Annotated in this window: 17 protein-coding genes; 14 read left to right on the top strand and 3 right to left on the bottom strand. The window is 63.5% G+C overall.

Translation table 11 applies throughout. From position 1 onward, the window contains the following. Nucleotides 1-16 precede the first annotated feature (16 nt). Together ACOZJV_RS05570 and ACOZJV_RS05565 are read left to right on the top strand one after the other, a co-directional pair. Nucleotides 17-376: a carboxymuconolactone decarboxylase family protein gene (locus ACOZJV_RS05570; protein WP_421547043.1), complete on the top strand. Its 360-nt coding sequence runs from the start codon at nucleotides 17-19 to the stop codon at nucleotides 374-376. Nucleotides 377-381: 5 nt separating this feature from the next. Then, the gene (locus ACOZJV_RS05565; protein ID WP_078471352.1) at nucleotides 382-759 is read left to right on the top strand and encodes a tautomerase family protein; all 378 of its coding nucleotides are present in this window, start codon (nucleotides 382-384) and stop codon (nucleotides 757-759) included. Between the two features lie 144 nt (nucleotides 760-903). On the opposite strand, the gene ACOZJV_RS05560 is transcribed toward ACOZJV_RS05565, so the two are convergent. Both ACOZJV_RS05560 and ACOZJV_RS05555 read right to left on the bottom strand, forming a co-directional pair. Beyond that, nucleotides 904-1,917, bottom strand: coding sequence for a hypothetical protein (locus ACOZJV_RS05560; RefSeq protein WP_238596155.1), 1,014 nt, complete (start codon nucleotides 1,915-1,917; stop codon nucleotides 904-906). A 34-nt stretch (nucleotides 1,918-1,951) separates the two neighbouring features. Beyond that, a complete protein-coding gene (locus ACOZJV_RS05555) occupies nucleotides 1,952-2,734 on the bottom strand; it encodes a fimbrial biogenesis chaperone (RefSeq protein WP_201130694.1) in 783 nt (260 codons plus the stop codon). A 421-nt stretch (nucleotides 2,735-3,155) separates the two neighbouring features. On the opposite strand from ACOZJV_RS05555, the gene ACOZJV_RS05550 reads away from it, so the two are divergent. The 12 genes from ACOZJV_RS05550 (at nucleotide 3,156) to lapD (ending at nucleotide 15,378) form a co-directional block, all read left to right on the top strand. Beyond that, nucleotides 3,156-4,250: a methyl-accepting chemotaxis protein gene (locus ACOZJV_RS05550; protein WP_421547042.1), complete on the top strand. Its 1,095-nt coding sequence runs from the start codon at nucleotides 3,156-3,158 to the stop codon at nucleotides 4,248-4,250. A 42-nt stretch (nucleotides 4,251-4,292) separates the two neighbouring features. Further along, nucleotides 4,293-4,658 carry a response regulator gene (locus tag ACOZJV_RS05545; RefSeq protein WP_020294535.1) on the top strand — a complete coding sequence of 122 codons (366 nt, stop codon included), beginning with the start codon at nucleotides 4,293-4,295 and terminating at the stop codon, nucleotides 4,656-4,658. A 4-nt stretch (nucleotides 4,659-4,662) separates the two neighbouring features. Then, complete coding sequence (locus ACOZJV_RS05540; protein WP_078471350.1) at nucleotides 4,663-4,980, top strand: STAS domain-containing protein; 318 nt, start codon at nucleotides 4,663-4,665, stop codon at nucleotides 4,978-4,980. Nucleotides 4,981-4,983: 3 nt separating this feature from the next. After that, nucleotides 4,984-7,017, top strand: coding sequence for a chemotaxis protein CheA (locus ACOZJV_RS05535; protein WP_421547041.1), 2,034 nt, complete (start codon nucleotides 4,984-4,986; stop codon nucleotides 7,015-7,017). 18 nt (nucleotides 7,018-7,035) lie between these two features. Next, the gene (locus ACOZJV_RS05530) at nucleotides 7,036-8,670 is read left to right on the top strand and encodes a methyl-accepting chemotaxis protein (RefSeq protein ID WP_421547040.1); all 1,635 of its coding nucleotides are present in this window, start codon (nucleotides 7,036-7,038) and stop codon (nucleotides 8,668-8,670) included. An 11-nt stretch (nucleotides 8,671-8,681) separates the two neighbouring features. After that, nucleotides 8,682-9,200 carry a chemotaxis protein CheW gene (locus tag ACOZJV_RS05525; protein WP_201130698.1) on the top strand — a complete coding sequence of 173 codons (519 nt, stop codon included), beginning with the start codon at nucleotides 8,682-8,684 and terminating at the stop codon, nucleotides 9,198-9,200. After that, nucleotides 9,190-10,014: a CheR family methyltransferase gene (locus tag ACOZJV_RS05520; RefSeq protein ID WP_078471346.1), complete on the top strand. Its 825-nt coding sequence runs from the start codon at nucleotides 9,190-9,192 to the stop codon at nucleotides 10,012-10,014. Before ACOZJV_RS05525 ends, ACOZJV_RS05520 begins: the two co-directional genes overlap by 11 nt. Continuing rightward, the gene (locus ACOZJV_RS05515) at nucleotides 10,011-10,502 is read left to right on the top strand and encodes a chemotaxis protein CheD (protein WP_020294529.1); all 492 of its coding nucleotides are present in this window, start codon (nucleotides 10,011-10,013) and stop codon (nucleotides 10,500-10,502) included. The genes ACOZJV_RS05520 and ACOZJV_RS05515 overlap by 4 nt, the downstream gene beginning before the upstream one ends. Next, nucleotides 10,499-11,551, top strand: coding sequence for a protein-glutamate methylesterase/protein-glutamine glutaminase (locus ACOZJV_RS05510; RefSeq protein ID WP_421547039.1), 1,053 nt, complete (start codon nucleotides 10,499-10,501; stop codon nucleotides 11,549-11,551). The genes ACOZJV_RS05515 and ACOZJV_RS05510 overlap by 4 nt, the downstream gene beginning before the upstream one ends. A gap of 249 nt (nucleotides 11,552-11,800) precedes the next feature. Further along, the gene (locus tag ACOZJV_RS05505; RefSeq protein WP_043228240.1) at nucleotides 11,801-12,457 is read left to right on the top strand and encodes a response regulator transcription factor; all 657 of its coding nucleotides are present in this window, start codon (nucleotides 11,801-11,803) and stop codon (nucleotides 12,455-12,457) included. Nucleotides 12,458-12,703: 246 nt separating this feature from the next. Continuing rightward, on the top strand, nucleotides 12,704-13,420 hold the full coding sequence (lapG, locus tag ACOZJV_RS05500) for a cysteine protease LapG (protein ID WP_020294526.1): 717 nt from the start codon (nucleotides 12,704-12,706) through the stop codon (nucleotides 13,418-13,420). 11 nt (nucleotides 13,421-13,431) lie between these two features. After that, the gene (lapD, locus tag ACOZJV_RS05495) at nucleotides 13,432-15,378 is read left to right on the top strand and encodes a cyclic di-GMP receptor LapD (protein WP_078471344.1); all 1,947 of its coding nucleotides are present in this window, start codon (nucleotides 13,432-13,434) and stop codon (nucleotides 15,376-15,378) included. A gap of 55 nt (nucleotides 15,379-15,433) precedes the next feature. On the opposite strand, the gene ACOZJV_RS05490 is transcribed toward lapD, so the two are convergent. Beyond that, nucleotides 15,434-15,772 carry a tryptophan synthase subunit beta gene (locus tag ACOZJV_RS05490; RefSeq protein WP_078471343.1) on the bottom strand — a complete coding sequence of 113 codons (339 nt, stop codon included), beginning with the start codon at nucleotides 15,770-15,772 and terminating at the stop codon, nucleotides 15,434-15,436. Nucleotides 15,773-15,852 lie beyond the last annotated feature (80 nt).

Below are 15,852 nucleotides of genomic sequence, written 5' to 3'. Positions count from 1 at the left end.
TTCAGGAGTGCCAACCATGAGTTTCGCAATGAGCCCGACCTCAACAGATCGACCTGCGCCAACATTCACCGGGAAGTTCGCCGAACTGACCCAGGACCTATTGTTTGGTGATATCTGGCAGCGCCCCGAGCTGTCGCCACGGGAGCGCAGCCTGGTGACGGTGGCGGCGTTGGTGGCGCTGTATCGGCTGGAGCAGTTGCCCTTTCATTTGCAGCGGGCGCGTGACAACGGTGTGAGCACGGCGCAGTTGAGCGAAGTGATCACCCACTTGGCGTTTTACTCCGGTTGGCCAACAGCGGCTTCGGCCTTGATGCTGCTGGAACAAGCCGCTGGCGAGCAGCAGCCTGTCCCGCAACCCGCCGCAGAACAGGAGTAAGGCCCATGCCATTCGCCCGTATCTCCCTGCATCGGGGCAAATCCCGGGACTACCTGCAACGCCTGTCCGAAGGCGTGCATCAGGCCTTGGTGGAGGCGTTCGAGGTGCCGCCAGACGACTGCTTTCAGGTGATCCACCAACATGAAGCGGGCGAGTTGATTTTCAATGCGCACTACCTGGGCGGACCGCGCACTGACGATTACCTGCTGATTGTGATCACCGCTGGCCGGCCTCGCACGGGCGAGACCAAGCGGCGTTTTTACCGGGCGTTGGTCGAGCGCCTGGAGCAATCCCTGGGGCTGGACCCGGAGGATGTGATGGTGGTGATCAGCAGCACCGAGGCACAGGATTGGTCCTTTGCCGGTGGGCGTGGCAACGAGTGACTTTAAACAATTGGCCGGCCCTGATGAGGGGGGCAGCTAAAGGGCTGGGGTGGGTGTTGCAGGCGAGTGACATGGCCAAGCCCCTTGAACAAAGGGGTGCTTTCATTGGCCGTAGGTGTGCTGGATAGGCGCATTGCAAACAGCCTAACGATGGAAGAACTCCATGATCACCCCACCGGTGAACGTGCCGATCCTGGGTTTGTCGGTGCGCCAGATCAAGTTGGCTTCCAGGTCCTGACTACGAGATATGTCCTTACTGGCGTCGAACATGGGTGATTCCCGGTTGAAAGGGATGCGAATGCCGTTTCTGCGCAGTTCGAAGGCTACCGAGTTGAAGGGTTTGTTATTCACGTCATGGGGGATAAGCAGGTCTTCGCCGGGGCTGATGGTGCTGAAGTTGGCAGGCTTCATATAGGTGCTCATGCTGAAGACGGTGTCGTCGTTACAGCGCCTGGTGGCAGTAAGAGTCAGTTTGCGGTGGCTGGCCACTTTGTTGGGAGTGGCCTGCCCACTGTAGAGGGTTCCGAAGTCGATGTTTTGAGTGGAGAAACTTACCGTGGCCGGGCACAGAATATAGTTGATGAGGTTCATGTTGCGTACAGTCAGGCTGTAACTTTTTCTAGGGTCCGTCATCCCCGGGCTGTCGCCGCTTATCTGGAATGCCTTGTAGTTTATAAGTTGGGTGATGGGGCCGCTGCTATTGGTGCCGGGTGCGCTCTTTTTTACGAGGAACAGACTGTAAGTCATCGGCACATCATATTCGTGGCAGCCATCGCCCCCGGTATTGCAGTTAATTTTTACATTGGTGTTTATCCGGCAGCCTTGTGTCTGGGAACACCGATAGTCCGTCCCGTTGTAGTTGACCCCCATCTCGACATGTGGGCCCAGGCTGCTGTTACTCGTATCGTCAGGGCTAAGCTTGAGCATTACGTACTGCCATGAGTCGTTTGTGTCCAATCTGCATTTAAGGGTCAGCGAAGTACTGGTGGAGCGCCAAAGAACGGTGCCCGCTGCTGCTTCATTGGGCACGCTGATGGTATTGGGTATGTCGGTATATGCCTGGGTAATACCGTTCGAAGCACAATTCATTGTCGCCTGGCTGTTCTCTATAAAGCCGAACAGCAACAGTGTGATCAATAGTAGTTTTAATGGGTTCATGTATAAGCGCCGGTTTCCAGGTTTATTCTCTGGCTCAAGGTTTGACCTCGCCATGGCTACTGCTGCTTGACAGCCTTGCTCGCTGTTCCTTGGAGCTGCCGCCGTCGCTGATGGCCTGGTAGTCGACGCTGGTTGGGGGCTGCTTGCAGTCCAGGGCCAGGGTCTGCTCGGAAAAGGGCGCGAGCATCAGGTGGATCGTGGGCGGTGCACAGGGTTGGTGGCGAGCATCGAGGGGCTCGATGTCGGTGAAGGTCACGTGATAAGGCGAAGGGTTGGCCAGCAGGGCCTTGGGTGACCCTTGTTCGGTCAGCAGTTTCCAGCTCACTTCGGCCGCAGCCCTGGCCGGATTCCTTTCCAGCGGCGGCCGGTAGAACACCTTGAAGTGATGCAGCGGTGCAATCTGCAATTGGTTGGTCCCGCTCTCCGCAGCGTCGGGCAGTTTGAGTACATCGAGCAGCAGGTAAGTCTCGCGGTCATCGGGCAGCCCGTGGCCCTGATAAAAGATTTCGATGGATTTGCGTTGCCCGGGCTGGATCAGCAGCAAGGGGTTGGAGATCGCCAGCGGGATGTTCCGGGTGTCTCGCTTATCGCCCCAGTTGAGGCTCAGTTGCATCAGTGCCGGCTCCTTGCCCAGGTTGACGATGTTGACCGGCCAGCGCTGTTGGCGGCCATCGAGAATCAGGCGGGTGCGGCCATCGTTGAACGACAGGTCGGCCTGGACGGTGGGGGGCAGCACCAGTGCGCAAACCAATGCGGCAGCCCGTAACAGACTAGCCAGGGTTGGGTTCAGGTGGCGGTTGGTCAATGGGCGCGTCATGGGGGCGGTAGTCTGCGAATTAGGCGTGTGTTTAACCTGATTAAGCGGTTGGCCGCGTCTTACAAGGTGTGTTTGTAGCGGCGGGCAGGCTAGGTTTTCCTTTGCGCGATGGATATAGGAACAGTCCTAATTGCACAGGCGGGCCCGGCTGCTCGTGGGGTGTCGCGCGGCCGAGTGCAGGCCAAAACCTGCGGCGCCCTTAAGGCGATTCCCTAAGCGGCGACAGTTTTTTGTACGCGGTTTTTTTGGCGCGAGCGGCAAGCGCTTTGGGCTGGACCGATCCGGGCATGGGCGGCGGAATTTTTATGCCCTGGAAGCGTCATGTGCCCAGCAGCCGGGGTGCTGAATGGATTAAGGGTTATCCTTATGTTGATCTCAATGTGCCATCGGTACTATCTGCGCACTTCGACGGGTGCAGTGGATGCCGACAATGCGGATTTATCTAGGGGTTTGGTTGGGGCTCGCGCTCAGTGTCACAGGGCTGATCCTGGCCTCGCCTACGCTTACGATAGCTGCTCTTGTCTTCAGCGCCCTGTTGCTGATTGGTCTGCGCCCGGTGCCACGGCCGTTGTCGCCAGCGACCGAACCGCTGATCGAAGTCGTCGCCGATAACGCCGCGTCACCGTTGCAGAACCTGGTGCTGGCCATTGCTCCCAGCTGGCACGAGAGCCTCGGCCGCAGCCGGGAATTATTGCACTCCAATATCACCGAGCTGTTCCACAGCTTCCACAATATCGCCGCACGCCTGGACGGCAGCCTGAGCAGTTCCGAAGGCGTGCTCGGCAGCGGCGGGGTGGGCGAAAGCCTGCGCGACGCCAACCAGCGGCTGCACGAAGTCAGCGCTTCGTTTCAGGCCAGCAGCCAGCGTCAACAGGAACTGCTCGGCACCATCAGCCACCTCGACACCTACACCAGTCAGTTGCAGCAGATGGCCAAGCGGGTCCAGGACATAGCCAGCCAGACCAACCTTCTGGCCCTCAACGCGGCCATCGAAGCCGCCCGCGCCGGGGAATATGGGCGGGGCTTTTCGGTGGTGGCCGATGAGGTGCGCAAGCTGTCCACGCTGTCGGCGGAAACCGGGCAGGGGATGGACGCCAAGGTCGGTGAAATCAACCACGCGATCCAGGACACGATTGCCGCCGCGGCCGAGCTGGGCAACAGCGAGCAGAGCAACCTGGACTTCCTTAACCGCTCGGTAAGCGACGTCATGGCGCGCCTGGGCGACAACCTCAATCAGCTGTCCGACGTCTCCGGGGCGTTGCAGCGCGAGGCTCGGGATACCCAGCACGACATCCAGGCGATCATGGTCAACCTGCAGTTCCAGGACCGCACCGACCAGATGCTCGACCACGTACAGCTGGACCTGCGGCAACTGCTGGCGGCCATCGACCAGGATGACCCGAGCCTGCACGACCCCAAGGCCTGGCTCGAACGCCAGCGCCAGCGATTTACCACCCATGAAGAGCGTCACGGCCAGTCCCAGGGCGCGGCTGTGAACGAGGTGACGTTTTTCTAGGGCCCCGACTTTCAAGCGTTTTCATTTCCCAAGGAGCGGCATATGGCCAAGACAATTCTGATCGTCGACGACTCGCTGTCGATGCGCCAACTGGTAAAGATGAGCCTCACCGGGGCCGGGCATGAGGTGATCGAGGCCTGCGATGGGCGCGATGCCCTGAGCAAGCTGGATGGGCGCAAGGTCAACCTGATCATCAGCGACGTGAACATGCCCAACCTCGACGGCATCGGCCTGGTGAAGGCGGTCAAGGCGCGCAATGAATACCGCTTCACGCCGATCATCATGCTCACCACCGAAAGCGAGCAGGCGAAGAAGGCCGAAGGCCAGGCGGCCGGCGCCAGGGCCTGGATCGTCAAGCCGTTCCAGCCCCAGCAGTTGCTGGCGGCGGTCGACAAGTTGCTGGGTTGAGCCGGTGTTCACGCTGACGCCCTCGGCCTTCGACGGCCCGGCCCGGTTGCAGGTGGCCGGCGACCTGACCATCTATCAGGTGGCCGAGGCCCGGGAAGCGCTCCTGCAGTTGCTGCCCTTCGACGCTCCGGCCTGGCAGCTGGACCTGAGTGCGATCGAAGAATTCGACAGCGCCGGCGTGCAGTTGCTGCTGGTGCTGCAACGCAACCTGTCGAGCAACGGCAGCCCGGTCAGCGTGGTCGGCTGCGCGCCGCAGGTGCATGAGCTGATCGAGCTGCTGCGCCTGGAAACCCTGTACCCCGCAGCACCAACCGAGGATTGAGCGATGCTCAGTGGCGACCAGTGGAATCAGTTGCTCCAGGGTTTTCTCAGCGAAGGGCGCGACCTGCTCAAGGACGCTGAAGACAGCCTGCTGTGCCTGGAAAGCGCCCCGCAGGACGACGCGGCGATCAACAGCCTGTTTCGCGCCGTGCATACGCTCAAGGGCTCGGCGGGGATCTTCTCGCTGACGCCCCTGGTCAACCTGACCCATCACCTGGAAAGCCTGCTGATGTCGGTGCGCGACGGCCAGCGCCAACTGACGCCGGCCCTGACCTCGCTGATGCTCAGTTGCATGGATGAGCTCACTGCCATGATCGAGCGCGTCGACCCCGACAGCGGCCTGCTCGACACCGACCAGGGGCAGCAGGCGATCCTGCTGGCGGCCTTGGCCGAAGCCCAGGACCTGGCCCCCCACAGCCCTTCGTTGGAGCAAGCCGACGAGCCCGGCACGGCCCTGGCTGAAGCCGAGGGCGACGCGGTGCTGTGGCAGATCTCCATCGGCTTTGCCCAGGACCTGTTGCGCAATGGCTTCGACCCGGCGGCGTTTTTGCGCTACCTCAAGCGCCTGGGGGACATCGTCACCCTGCAGACCCTGACCCGGCAGTTGCCGGACCTGCACAGCTTCGATCCCGAGAGCTGTTACCTGGGCCTGGAGCTGACCTTGCGCAGCACCGCGAGCGAGGTGCAGATCCGCGAGGTGTTCCAGTTTATCGAGGACTTCTGCAGCCTGGGCATCGTGCCCCTCGAACCCCTGCCAGCCGCCGCGGAACCGGCCGTGGCACCTGTCGCGCCGCCACTGGCCGCGCCCGCCATGACCGTGGCCAATCGCGAGCGCCGGCCCCAGGACACCGCCCTGGTCAAGGTTGCGGCGCACAAGCTCGATGAGTTGATCAACCTGGTGGGGGAGCTGGTGATCAGCACTGCCGGCGCGCAGATGCAGGCCCGGCGCAATGGCGACCCGGCCTGCATCGAAAGCACCCAGGCGCTGTTCCAGTACGTGGAGCAGATCCGCGACAGCGCGCTGAAGCTGCGCATGGTCGAGGTCGGCGAGACCTTCAATCGGTTTCACCGCGTGGTGCGCGATGTCAGCCAGGAGCTGGAAAAAAAGATCCAGCTGAGCATCCGCGGCGGCGAGACCGAGCTGGACAAGTCGGTGATCGACAAAATCGCCGACCCCCTGACCCATCTGGTGCGCAACGCCATCGACCACGGCATCGAAACCCCCGAGGAACGCCTGGCGCTGGGCAAGCCCGCCGAGGGCAAATTGAGCCTCAACGCCTATCACGACTCGGGGATGATCGTGCTGGAAATCAGCGACGACGGACGCGGCCTGAACACTGCGCGCATCCTCGAAAAAGCCGTGGCCAGGGGCATGGTCGAGGTCGACGCGCAACTGAGCGAGCAGCAGATCCACCTGCTGATTTTCGAAGCCGGATTCTCCACCGCCGAACAGGTGTCCAACCTCTCCGGACGCGGCGTGGGCATGGACGTGGTGCGCAGCGCCATCGACCAGTTGCGCGGGGTCATCGAGATCGACTCCAGCGCCGGCCAGGGCTGCACCTTTCGTGTGCGCCTGCCGCTGACGCTGGCGATCATCGACGGCTTTCTGGTGGGGGTGGGCGACGACAGTTTCGTGATCCCGCTGGACATGGTCACCGAATGCATGGAGGCCAGCGACAGCGCCTTCGAGGGCGGTTACGGCTACCTCGACCTGCGCGGCAAACCCTTGCCCTGTATCGCCCTGGACCGCCATTTCGGCCTGCCCGACAGTGGCGTGCGGCGGCGCAATATCGTGGTGGTCAGCCAGGGCCGGCAACAGGCCGGGCTGATCGTCGACCACCTGCAGGGCGAGCTGCAGACGGTGATCAAACCCCTGGGCCAGATGTTTCGCCACCTGCGCGGCATCAGCGGCTCGACCATTCTCGGCTCCGGTCATGTGGCGCTGATTCTTGATATCCCCAGCCTCTTTCGACACCTGCAAACCCGCATCGACGGGGCCCCGCGGCCGGCACTCGGCCTTGCAGAAACCCTTGCCTAGCCTTTCAGGAGAAACACCATGCAGTTCATTCGCAACATGAAGATAGGCATCCGGTTGACCTTGGGGTTCCTGGTGGTGGTGGCCTTGACCGCCGCCATCGGGTTTATCGGCATCCGCAACCTGGAGCAGGTCAATGACCTGTCCGACCGGATGTACGAGCTGGACGTCACCGGCCTGAGCCAGTTGCAGGAGGCCAATATCCAACTGATCACTGCCGGGCGCTCGATGCGCCACAGCCTGTTGGCCACCAGCCAGGCCGGGCGCGAGCAGGCCGCCAGTCAGGCGCGTGCCGCCCTGGAACAGACCGCGAGCCTGATCGCCAAGGCCCGCACCAGCTTTATCACCAAGGAAGGCCAGGCCAAGATCGACCAGCTGCAAGGCCCGCTCAAGGAGTACCAGGAGCTGGTGCAGCAGGTGCTGGGCATGCATCAGCAATCCGGGCAGTTGCAGGAGACCAGCGACATCACCGACCTGCTGCCCAAGGCTGTGGTCAGTGGCGACGCGGTGGACCAGATGATCGGCCAGGTGACCCGGCACAAGCAGGAGCGGGCCAGCGAAGCCAACCAGCAGATCAGCGACATTGCCGCCAACTCCCGGGTGCAGATGATCTCGCTGGTGGCGGTGGCCACCTTGATGGGCATGCTGATCGGGGTGCTGGTCACCCGCAGCATCACCCGTCCGCTCAACGGCGCAGTGGCGGCGGCCAACCGCAGGGCCGCCGGCGACCTGAGCCAGGATCTGGCAGCCACCAGCAAGGATGAAACCGGGCAATTGCTCAGCGCCATGCAGAACATGACCCTGCGCCTGCGCAGCATCCTCGGCGATGTGCGCAGCGCAGCCGATGCGTTGTCTTCGGCGTCGGAGCAAGTCAGCTCGACTTCGCAATCCCTGAGCCAGGCCGCCAACGAGCAGGCGGCCAGCGTCGAGCAGACCAGTGCCTCGGTGGAGCAGATGTCGGCCTCCATCACCCAGAACACCGAGAGCGCCAAGATCACCGACGGCATTGCCGGCAAGGCCGCCAACGATGCGGTGCAGGGCGGTGGCGCGGTGAGCGACACAGTGCTGGCGATGAAGCAGATTGCCGACAAGATCAGCATCATCGACGACATCGCCTACCAGACCAATCTGCTGGCGCTCAACGCCGCCATCGAAGCGGCCCGCGCCGGTGACCATGGCAAGGGCTTCGCGGTGGTTGCCGCCGAGGTGCGCAAACTCGCCGAGCGCAGCCAGGTCGCGGCCCAGGAGATCGGCCAGGTGGCCAGCAGCAGCGTGCACCTGGCGGAACAGGCCGGGCGCCTGCTGGGGGAGATCGTGCCCAATATCCAGCGCACCTCTGACCTGGTGCAGGAAATCACCGCTGCCTCCCAGGAGCAGAACGGCGCGGCCGGGCAGATCAACATTGCCATGGGCCAGATGAACCAGATCACCCAGCAGAACGCCGCGGCCTCGGAAGAGCTGGCCGCCACCGCCGAAGAAATGAACGCCCAGGCCGGGCAATTGCAGGAGTTGATCGGCTTCTTCCGCTTCGAGCAGAACGCCCTCGGTGCCCAGCGCCCTCAAGCCCGTGGCCCGGAGCCTTTCAAGAGTGCGCCGGCAAGCTGGAGCAAAAGCAGGACGGCGGTCGATGAAGGCCAGTTCGTCAGCTTCAACTGAGTGACCTGCCCATGACCTCACTGCACTCCAGCGCTGTCGCGGACAGCGCCCTGGCCACCCGGATCCAGCACCTGTCGTTTCGCGTGCGCGAGGCGGCCTATGCCTTGCCCATCGAACTGGTGCGGGAAATCATCGAATACGCCCACGTCACCGCGGTACCGATGATGCCGGCCTTTATCCATGGCGTGATCAACCTGCGCGGCAACGTGGTGCCGGTGCTTGACCTGGCCGCGCGCTTTGGTTTCGAGCTGACCCGGCCGGACAATCGCACCTGCATCGTGATCATCGAGCTGGCCCTGGGCGAGAGCGTGCAACGCATCGGTCTGGTGGTGGACGCGGTGGACGCGGTGCTGGATATCGACCCGTCCCAAGTGGTGCCGGCACCGCCGTTCGGTGTTGGCATCCGCACTGATTTCATCGCCGGCATGGCCCGGGGCGAAGAGGGCTTCACCATCATCCTGGCGATCGCCCAAGTGCTGTCCCTCGACGACATTTCCCAACTGAGCCTTGCGGTGCTCAATGGCCGCTGAGCCTGTGCCGGGCCTGCGGCTGCCGGAGTTGGCCGACAGCCAGTTTCGCCTGCTGCAACGCCTGATGCTCGAGGCTTCGGGCATCGCCCTGGCGGCCAATAAGCGGCCGCTGGTGGCCGGGCGCCTGATGAAGCGCCTGCGCCATTACCAGTTGCCGGGCTACGAGCAGTACCTGCAGTTGCTGGAGCAGCCGCAACACCTGGCCGAGCGCCGGCTGGTGGTGGACCTGCTGACCACCAACGAGACCTACTTCTTTCGCGAGCCGGCGCATTTCGCTTTTTTTGGCCAGTGGCTGGCCAAGCGCAAAGGCGCGCTGCGGATCTGGAGCGCGGCCTGTTCCTCCGGTGAAGAGCCCTACAGCCTGGCGATGGCGGTCAGTGAGCACGGGACCACCCAGGACTGGTCGATCCTGGCCAGCGACCTGAGCCTGAGCATGCTGGAACGCGCCGCCAGCGGTATCTACGACCTGGCCCAGGCCCGGCATTTCCCCGAGGGCTGGCTGCACCGTTATTGCCTGAATGGCGTCGGGGCCATGCACGGGCGCTTTCGGGTCCAGGCCGCGCTGCGCCAGCGGGTCAGCCTGCGCGAGGTGAATCTGGTACAGCCCCTGCCCGAGGGCGTGGGGCCGTTCGAGGTGATCTTCCTGCGCAATGTGCTGATCTATTTCGACAACGACGAGAAGCAGCGCATCGTGCGCCGCCTGGTGGAGCAACTGGTGCCCGGCGGCCTGTTGTTTATCGGCCACGCCGAAAGCATTCATGGCTTCGGCCTGCCGCTGCGCCTGCTCAGCCCTTCGGTGTACCAGCATTTATGAAACCGGCCTTGTTCCTCAACCCTGGCGAGTATTTCTTCGGCCGTCACGAGGGCACCGTCAGCACCCTGCTCGGCAGTTGCGTATCGGTGGTCCTGTGGCACCCGCGCTGGCGCCTGCTGGCGGTCTCGCACTACCTGCTGCCGAGCGATCCGCAGGCGCGCAACGGCCTCGACACGCGCTACGGCGAGGCGGTGTTCAAGCGTATCCATGCCGATATGCTGCGCCACGGCACGCGCCCCTGCGAGTACCGCAAGGGGCTGTTCGGCGGTGGCAGCCTGGTGCGCTTCGAACCGGCGGGCGGGCGCAAGGTCGGCCACAGCAACAGCGCCTTCGCCCGGGAGCAATTCAGCCTGCGCAACTGGTCGCTCGATTACTGCGACCTCAATGGCGAGCACTACCGGCGCCTGCAGGTCGACGGCCGCAGCGGCGTTGTGGCCTGCCAGCGCAATGCCTCGGGCGCGCTGCCGGCCCGGGCGGGTGGACGGTGATCAAGGTGTTTATCGTCGATGATTCGGCCTTGGTGCGTCAGGTCCTCAGCACCTGCCTGGGCAACCACCCGGGTATCGAGGTGATCGGCCTGGCCGCCGACCCGCTGTACGCCATCGACAAGATGCGCCGCGACTGGCCGGACGTGCTGATCCTCGATATCGAGATGCCGCGCATGGATGGCCTGACGTTTTTGCGGCAGATCATGAGCGAGCGCCCGACCCCGACCATCATCTGCTCGACCCTCACCGAGCAGGGCAGCAGTGTCGCGGTCGAGGCCCTGGCTGCCGGCGCGGTCGGGGTGTTCACCAAGGCCCGGCTGGGGCTCAAGCAAAGCCTGGAGCAACTGGCCAGCGAGCTGATCCGCAAGGTCGAGGAGGGCGCCCGCAGCCGTCCCCGGGTCTTGCCCAGCGCTCCTCGGGTGGCGCCGCCAAGCCCTGCCGTGGCGCCCATCAGCCTGTTGCGCACCACCGAACGCATCGTCGCCCTGGGCTGTTCCACCGGCGGCACCCAGGCCCTGGAGTTTGTCTTGCGCCAGTTGCCGCGTGACTGTCCCGGGATTGTGATCGTTCAACATATGCCGGAGAAGTTCACCGCCGATTTTGCCCGGCGTCTGAACAGCCTGTGTCAGATCGAAGTACGCGAGGCCAGGCACCTGGATCGCGTGCACGATGGCCTGGCGCTGCTGGCGCCAGGTGGCCTGCACATGCAGCTCAAGCGTAGCGGGGCGCATTACCAGGTCGAGGTGCTCGACGGGCCGCCGGTCAACCGGCACAAGCCCGCGGTGGATGTGTTGTTCCGCTCGGTGGCGCGGCAGGCCGGGCCCAACAGCCTGGGGATCATCATGACCGGGATGGGCGACGACGGCGCGCGGGGCTTGCTCGCCATGCGCGAAAATGGCGCCCATACCGTGGCCCAGGACGAGGCCAGCTGCGTGATTTTCGGCATGCCCAGGGAGGCCATTCGCATGGGCGCCGCGCAACAGGTCGAGCCGTTGTCCCATGTGCCGAAACTGATCCAGCAATTCGCCAGCAGCCCGCGCCACACCTGAGGCTGGCCTGGCCGGGTGCGGCCCCCCGCGCGGATAACCGGGCGGCGCAGCGGGATCATCGACGACGCCTGGGTCGCCGCGCTCGGCCTGGCCGGTGTGTTGCATTGCACAGCGGTCAGGGGCGCAGGCTGGCCCACTGCCTGACCCCGGCTTTGGCAGTCTGCAATTCATCAAGGCGATCACGCCGGCTATAAAAATACTGCAACGCCTTGGCGTTGTGCCCTTATCCATGTGACTGGGCTGAAGCCTATGCTGTGTCGAATTTTGCTTGCCAACGATTACCCGGTGGTCCGTGCCGGAATGAGGGCCTTGCTGGAGAAGAAAACCGAATATGAAGTCATCGCCGAAGCCGGCGACAGCCACAGCGCCATCGAGCTGGCCTCACGCCTGTTGCCGGAAATCGTGCTGCTGGACCTGGTCCTGGAGCGCCACGCCTGTATCGACCTGCTGAAGACCTTGTCCCTGAGTTCGCCCGCCAGCCGGGTGCTGGTGCTGTCGATGCACACCGACAGTCCCTTCGTCATGCAGTGCCTGCAACTGGGGGCCCACGGCTATCTGCTGCGCAGTGCCAGTGTGATCGAGCTGGAGCTGGCCCTGGAGACCCTGCGCCAGGCCGGGCAGTACCTGTCCTCGGCGGTGGTGCCCCTGGTGATCAACCACGCCATCAAGCGCCAGCATGAACCCAGCCTCAAGGCGCCGAACAAGGTGCTCACGGCGCGCCAGCTAGAGATCCTGCGCCTGATCGCCCGGGGCGAAAGCACGCGCAATATCGCCCAGGGCCTGGGCCTGAGCGTGAAGACCATCGAGGCCCATCGCTCGCAGATGATGCATCGCCTGCGGATCCACGATATCGCCGGGCTGGTGATGTTTGCCGTGCGCAAGGGCATCGTCCAGCTCAACGATTAGCCATCGCCGCAAACCGTCACCCGATAATGGCCAGCGCACCTCCCCTGTAGCCGCTGCCGCAGGCTGTGCTGGCCCGTCCAAATAACCCACCTTACTCGGCGTTCATGCCAGCCAGCGCAGCCTCGTGCCTCGGCAGCGGCTACAGGGTATTTTGCTGGGGCGGTGAGGGGGCGGACCGTTGGCGGAAGTGATTTCACTGTGCCATTGTTTTTTGCCCGGCATACCCGCAACATGGCCGCACCTTCAATGCTGCAAGCTTGGATAATCGCAGTGGCGATACGCTTTAAACTCCCTCGGATCCTGTATGGTCTTGCCATCGCCCTGTTACTGGGTGGCAGCCTGCTGGGCGACTTGCTTGCCGATTGGGATTTCAGCCAGATCAGCCGCCGCGCCGAGGCGCTCTATGGGCCGCTGGGCCCGGGGCGGCAACGGATCGATGCCTGGCAGCAACTGCTCGCGACGCAGAAACAGGTCAGCGAGACGGAGCAACTCAAGGTGGTCAACCTGTTCTTCAACCGTCAACTGCGCTACGAGGAAGACATCGACCTGTGGCACGAGACGGATTACTGGGCCACGCCCATCCAGTCCCTGTGGAAAGGGGCCGGCGACTGTGAAGACTACGCCATCGCCAAGTATTTCAGCCTGCGCCACCTTGGTGTCGCGGCCGACAAGTTGCGCATCACCTACGTCAAGGCCTTGCGCCAGAACCGCGCGCATATGGTCCTGACCTATTATTCCAGCCCCGAAGCCATGCCCCTGGTGCTGGACAGCCTGATGGACCCCATTCTGCCCGCCAGCCAGCGCCCCGACCTGCTGCCCGTCTACGCCTTCAACGGCGAGGGGCTGTGGTTGACGGGGGCGGCGGGCAACAAGAAAGTCGGTGACACCAAGCGCCTGTCGCGTTGGCAGGATGTCTTGAAGAAAATGACCGCCGAAGGGTTTCCGGCCAGTTCGGATAATTAACAGGAGCCACGATGTCACTGTTCAAACAATTGCTGATCGCTATCTGTGTGTTTCTCGTGGTCGCGTTCAGCGGTAGCTTCATGGTCAGCCTGGAAAGTTCGCGGGCGCAGTACGTCAATCAGTTGCGCTCCCACGCCCAGGACGCGGCCACCGCGCTGGCCCTGTCGCTGACGCCGAACATCGATGACCCGGCGATGACCGAGTTGATGGTCAGCTCGATTTTCGACAGCGGCTACTACGCCAGCATCCGTGTGATCGACCTGAGCAATAACCAGGTGCTGGTGGAGCGTGCCGCCGAGCCGGATGCCAGTGGCGTGCCGGCCTGGTTCGTGAACATGATCGGCCTCGCGCCGGCGGGCGGCGATGCCATCGTCAGCCGAGGCTGGCAGCAGGCCGCGCGGGTCGAGGTGGTCAGCCACCCGATGTTCGCCCTGGCCAAGCTCTGGCAGAGCGCATTGGGCAGCCTGGGCTGGCTGCTGGTCTGCGGCGCCCTGAGCGCGGTCCTGGGGGCCTTGCTGCTGCGCCGTCAGCTCAAGCCGCTGGACTATATGGTCGAGCAGTCCCATGCCATCGCCCGGCGCGAGTTTCTCAGCCTGCCCGACCTGCCGCGCACCCCCGAGTTGCGCCGGGTGGTACAGGCCATGAACCAGATGGTGGAGAAGCTCAAGGCGTTGTTCATCGAACAGACCGAGCGCAGCGAGAAGCTGCGGGTGGAGTCTTACCAGGACAGCCTGACCGGGTTGGCCAACCGACGTTATTTCGAAATGCAGCTGCACTCCCGGGTCAGCAACCAGGAGGAGGCCAGCTCCGGCTACCTGCTGATGTTGCGGGTCAATGACCTGGCCGGCCTCAACCAGCGCCTGGGCGGCCAACGCACCGACCAGTTGTTGCAGGCGGTGGGCCAGCAACTGGTGCGGACCTGCGCCAAGTACCCGGAAACCCATAACCTGATCACCCGCAGCCGTGGCGGCGAGTTCGCGGTGCTGGCACCCGGCCTGGTGCGCGACGAAGCGCTGCAACTGGCCCAGGAACTGGAAAGCACCCTGCAGAGCCTGCGCGAAACCGGCGCCACCGATATGCCGATCGTGGCCCACATCGGGCTTGCGCCCTACAACCCGGGCGATGCCTCGGCGGACCTGCTGAAGCTGGCCGATCAAGCCCTGACCCAGGCCGAAGGCAGTGGCGAGCAGAGCTGGGTGTGCCTGGAGCACAGCACCCCGGGCACGGTCAGCGATGACTCCCACAGCTGGCATACCCTGCTGGATGCGGCGCTGGACCAAGGGCGCTTCCAGTTGTTTTTCCAACCGGTGGTCAGCAGCAGCGACACCCATCAGGTGCTGCACTACAAGGTCCTGTCACGGCTGCTGGACAACCAGGGCCAGGCCATTGCCGCCGGCCGCTTCCTGCCGTGGATGGAACGCTTCGGCTGGTCGACGCGGCTTGACCGGCTGATGCTGGAGTTGGTGCTCAAGCATCTGGCGCACCACGACCAGGCCCTGGCCCTGAACCTTTCGGCCGCCACCCTGAATGACCCGCAGGCCCTGGAGCGGGTGTTCGAGCTGCTGGCCCAGCACCCGGCACTGGGGCCGCGCCTGACCCTGGAAATCGGCGAAGAACAAGTGCCCGAGCAAGCCCAACTGGAGCACCTGAACCGGCGGATCCACAGCCTGGGCTACAGCCTCAGCCTGCAGCGCTTTGGTGGCCGTTTCAGCATGATCGGCAACCTGGCGCACCTGGGCCTGGCCTACCTGAAAATCGACGGCAGCTACATCCGCGCCATCGACCAGGAAAGCCACAAGCGTCTGTTTATCGAAGCCATCCAGCGCGCCGCCCACAGCATTGACCTGCCGCTGATTGCCGAGCGCGTGGAAACCGAGGGTGAATTGCGGGTGATCCGCGAGATGGGCATAGAAGGGGTGCAAGGCCAGCTGTTCGGTGAACCAGCGCCCTGGAAGTGAAGCCTTGAAGGTCACGCCTCCTTGACGGGCAAGCCGTGAAGGAGGCGCGAGGCAATCAGATCAAACCGGTTTCGTCATCGTCGATCAGATGATTCAACCCGCCCAGCGCCGTCCGTGCCTGGGTCCGATCCATCAACTTGGCCTGGGCCGCTGGCGGCAGGTCAGTGACGCGGATCACGCCTTTGCTGGTCAGCACCTGGATCAAGTCATCAAGTACCCGGATCATCTCAAGGTCACTGTGCTTGAGCTGCTTGAGGCTGGTCTCGATCACGTCATTGGCAAACCACGACTGGATCTCATGGTGGTCAGCCGGCAGCGTCTCGGTGGCTTCGGCATAGGCCACCGCCTCGACGCGCACCAGTGCGCCTTGTTGATCACGTTGCACGTAGAACATCAGCGTTCTCCCAATAAAAAAATCCCTGCGGGCGCTGCACGCAGCACCCGCAGAGATTACACACATTTGCCCGAGGCTGA

The sequence above is a fragment of the Pseudomonas sp. QD4 genome (assembly GCF_049199125.1).
Classification (GTDB): Bacteria; Pseudomonadota; Gammaproteobacteria; order Pseudomonadales; family Pseudomonadaceae; genus Aquipseudomonas.
Note: the sequence above shows the minus strand (reverse complement) of the source record. Positions and strands in the feature narration are given on the sequence as shown.

Coding starts and splice junctions, on each gene's coding strand:
- ACOZJV_RS05570 (WP_421547043.1), top strand. CDS start 17: ATGAGTTTCGCAATGAGCCCGACCTCAACAGATCGACCTGCGCCAACA.
- ACOZJV_RS05565 (WP_078471352.1), top strand. CDS start 382: ATGCCATTCGCCCGTATCTCCCTGCATCGGGGCAAATCCCGGGACTAC.
- ACOZJV_RS05560 (WP_238596155.1), bottom strand. CDS start 1,917: ATGAACCCATTAAAACTACTATTGATCACACTGTTGCTGTTCGGCTTT.
- ACOZJV_RS05555 (WP_201130694.1), bottom strand. CDS start 2,734: ATGACGCGCCCATTGACCAACCGCCACCTGAACCCAACCCTGGCTAGT.
- ACOZJV_RS05550 (WP_421547042.1), top strand. CDS start 3,156: ATGCCGACAATGCGGATTTATCTAGGGGTTTGGTTGGGGCTCGCGCTC.
- ACOZJV_RS05545 (WP_020294535.1), top strand. CDS start 4,293: ATGGCCAAGACAATTCTGATCGTCGACGACTCGCTGTCGATGCGCCAA.
- ACOZJV_RS05535 (WP_421547041.1), top strand. CDS start 4,984: ATGCTCAGTGGCGACCAGTGGAATCAGTTGCTCCAGGGTTTTCTCAGC.
- ACOZJV_RS05530 (WP_421547040.1), top strand. CDS start 7,036: ATGCAGTTCATTCGCAACATGAAGATAGGCATCCGGTTGACCTTGGGG.
- ACOZJV_RS05525 (WP_201130698.1), top strand. CDS start 8,682: ATGACCTCACTGCACTCCAGCGCTGTCGCGGACAGCGCCCTGGCCACC.
- ACOZJV_RS05520 (WP_078471346.1), top strand. CDS start 9,190: ATGGCCGCTGAGCCTGTGCCGGGCCTGCGGCTGCCGGAGTTGGCCGAC.
- ACOZJV_RS05515 (WP_020294529.1), top strand. CDS start 10,011: ATGAAACCGGCCTTGTTCCTCAACCCTGGCGAGTATTTCTTCGGCCGT.
- ACOZJV_RS05505 (WP_043228240.1), top strand. CDS start 11,801: ATGCTGTGTCGAATTTTGCTTGCCAACGATTACCCGGTGGTCCGTGCC.
- lapG (WP_020294526.1), top strand. CDS start 12,704: ATGCTGCAAGCTTGGATAATCGCAGTGGCGATACGCTTTAAACTCCCT.
- lapD (WP_078471344.1), top strand. CDS start 13,432: ATGTCACTGTTCAAACAATTGCTGATCGCTATCTGTGTGTTTCTCGTG.
- ACOZJV_RS05490 (WP_078471343.1), bottom strand. CDS start 15,772: ATGTTCTACGTGCAACGTGATCAACAAGGCGCACTGGTGCGCGTCGAG.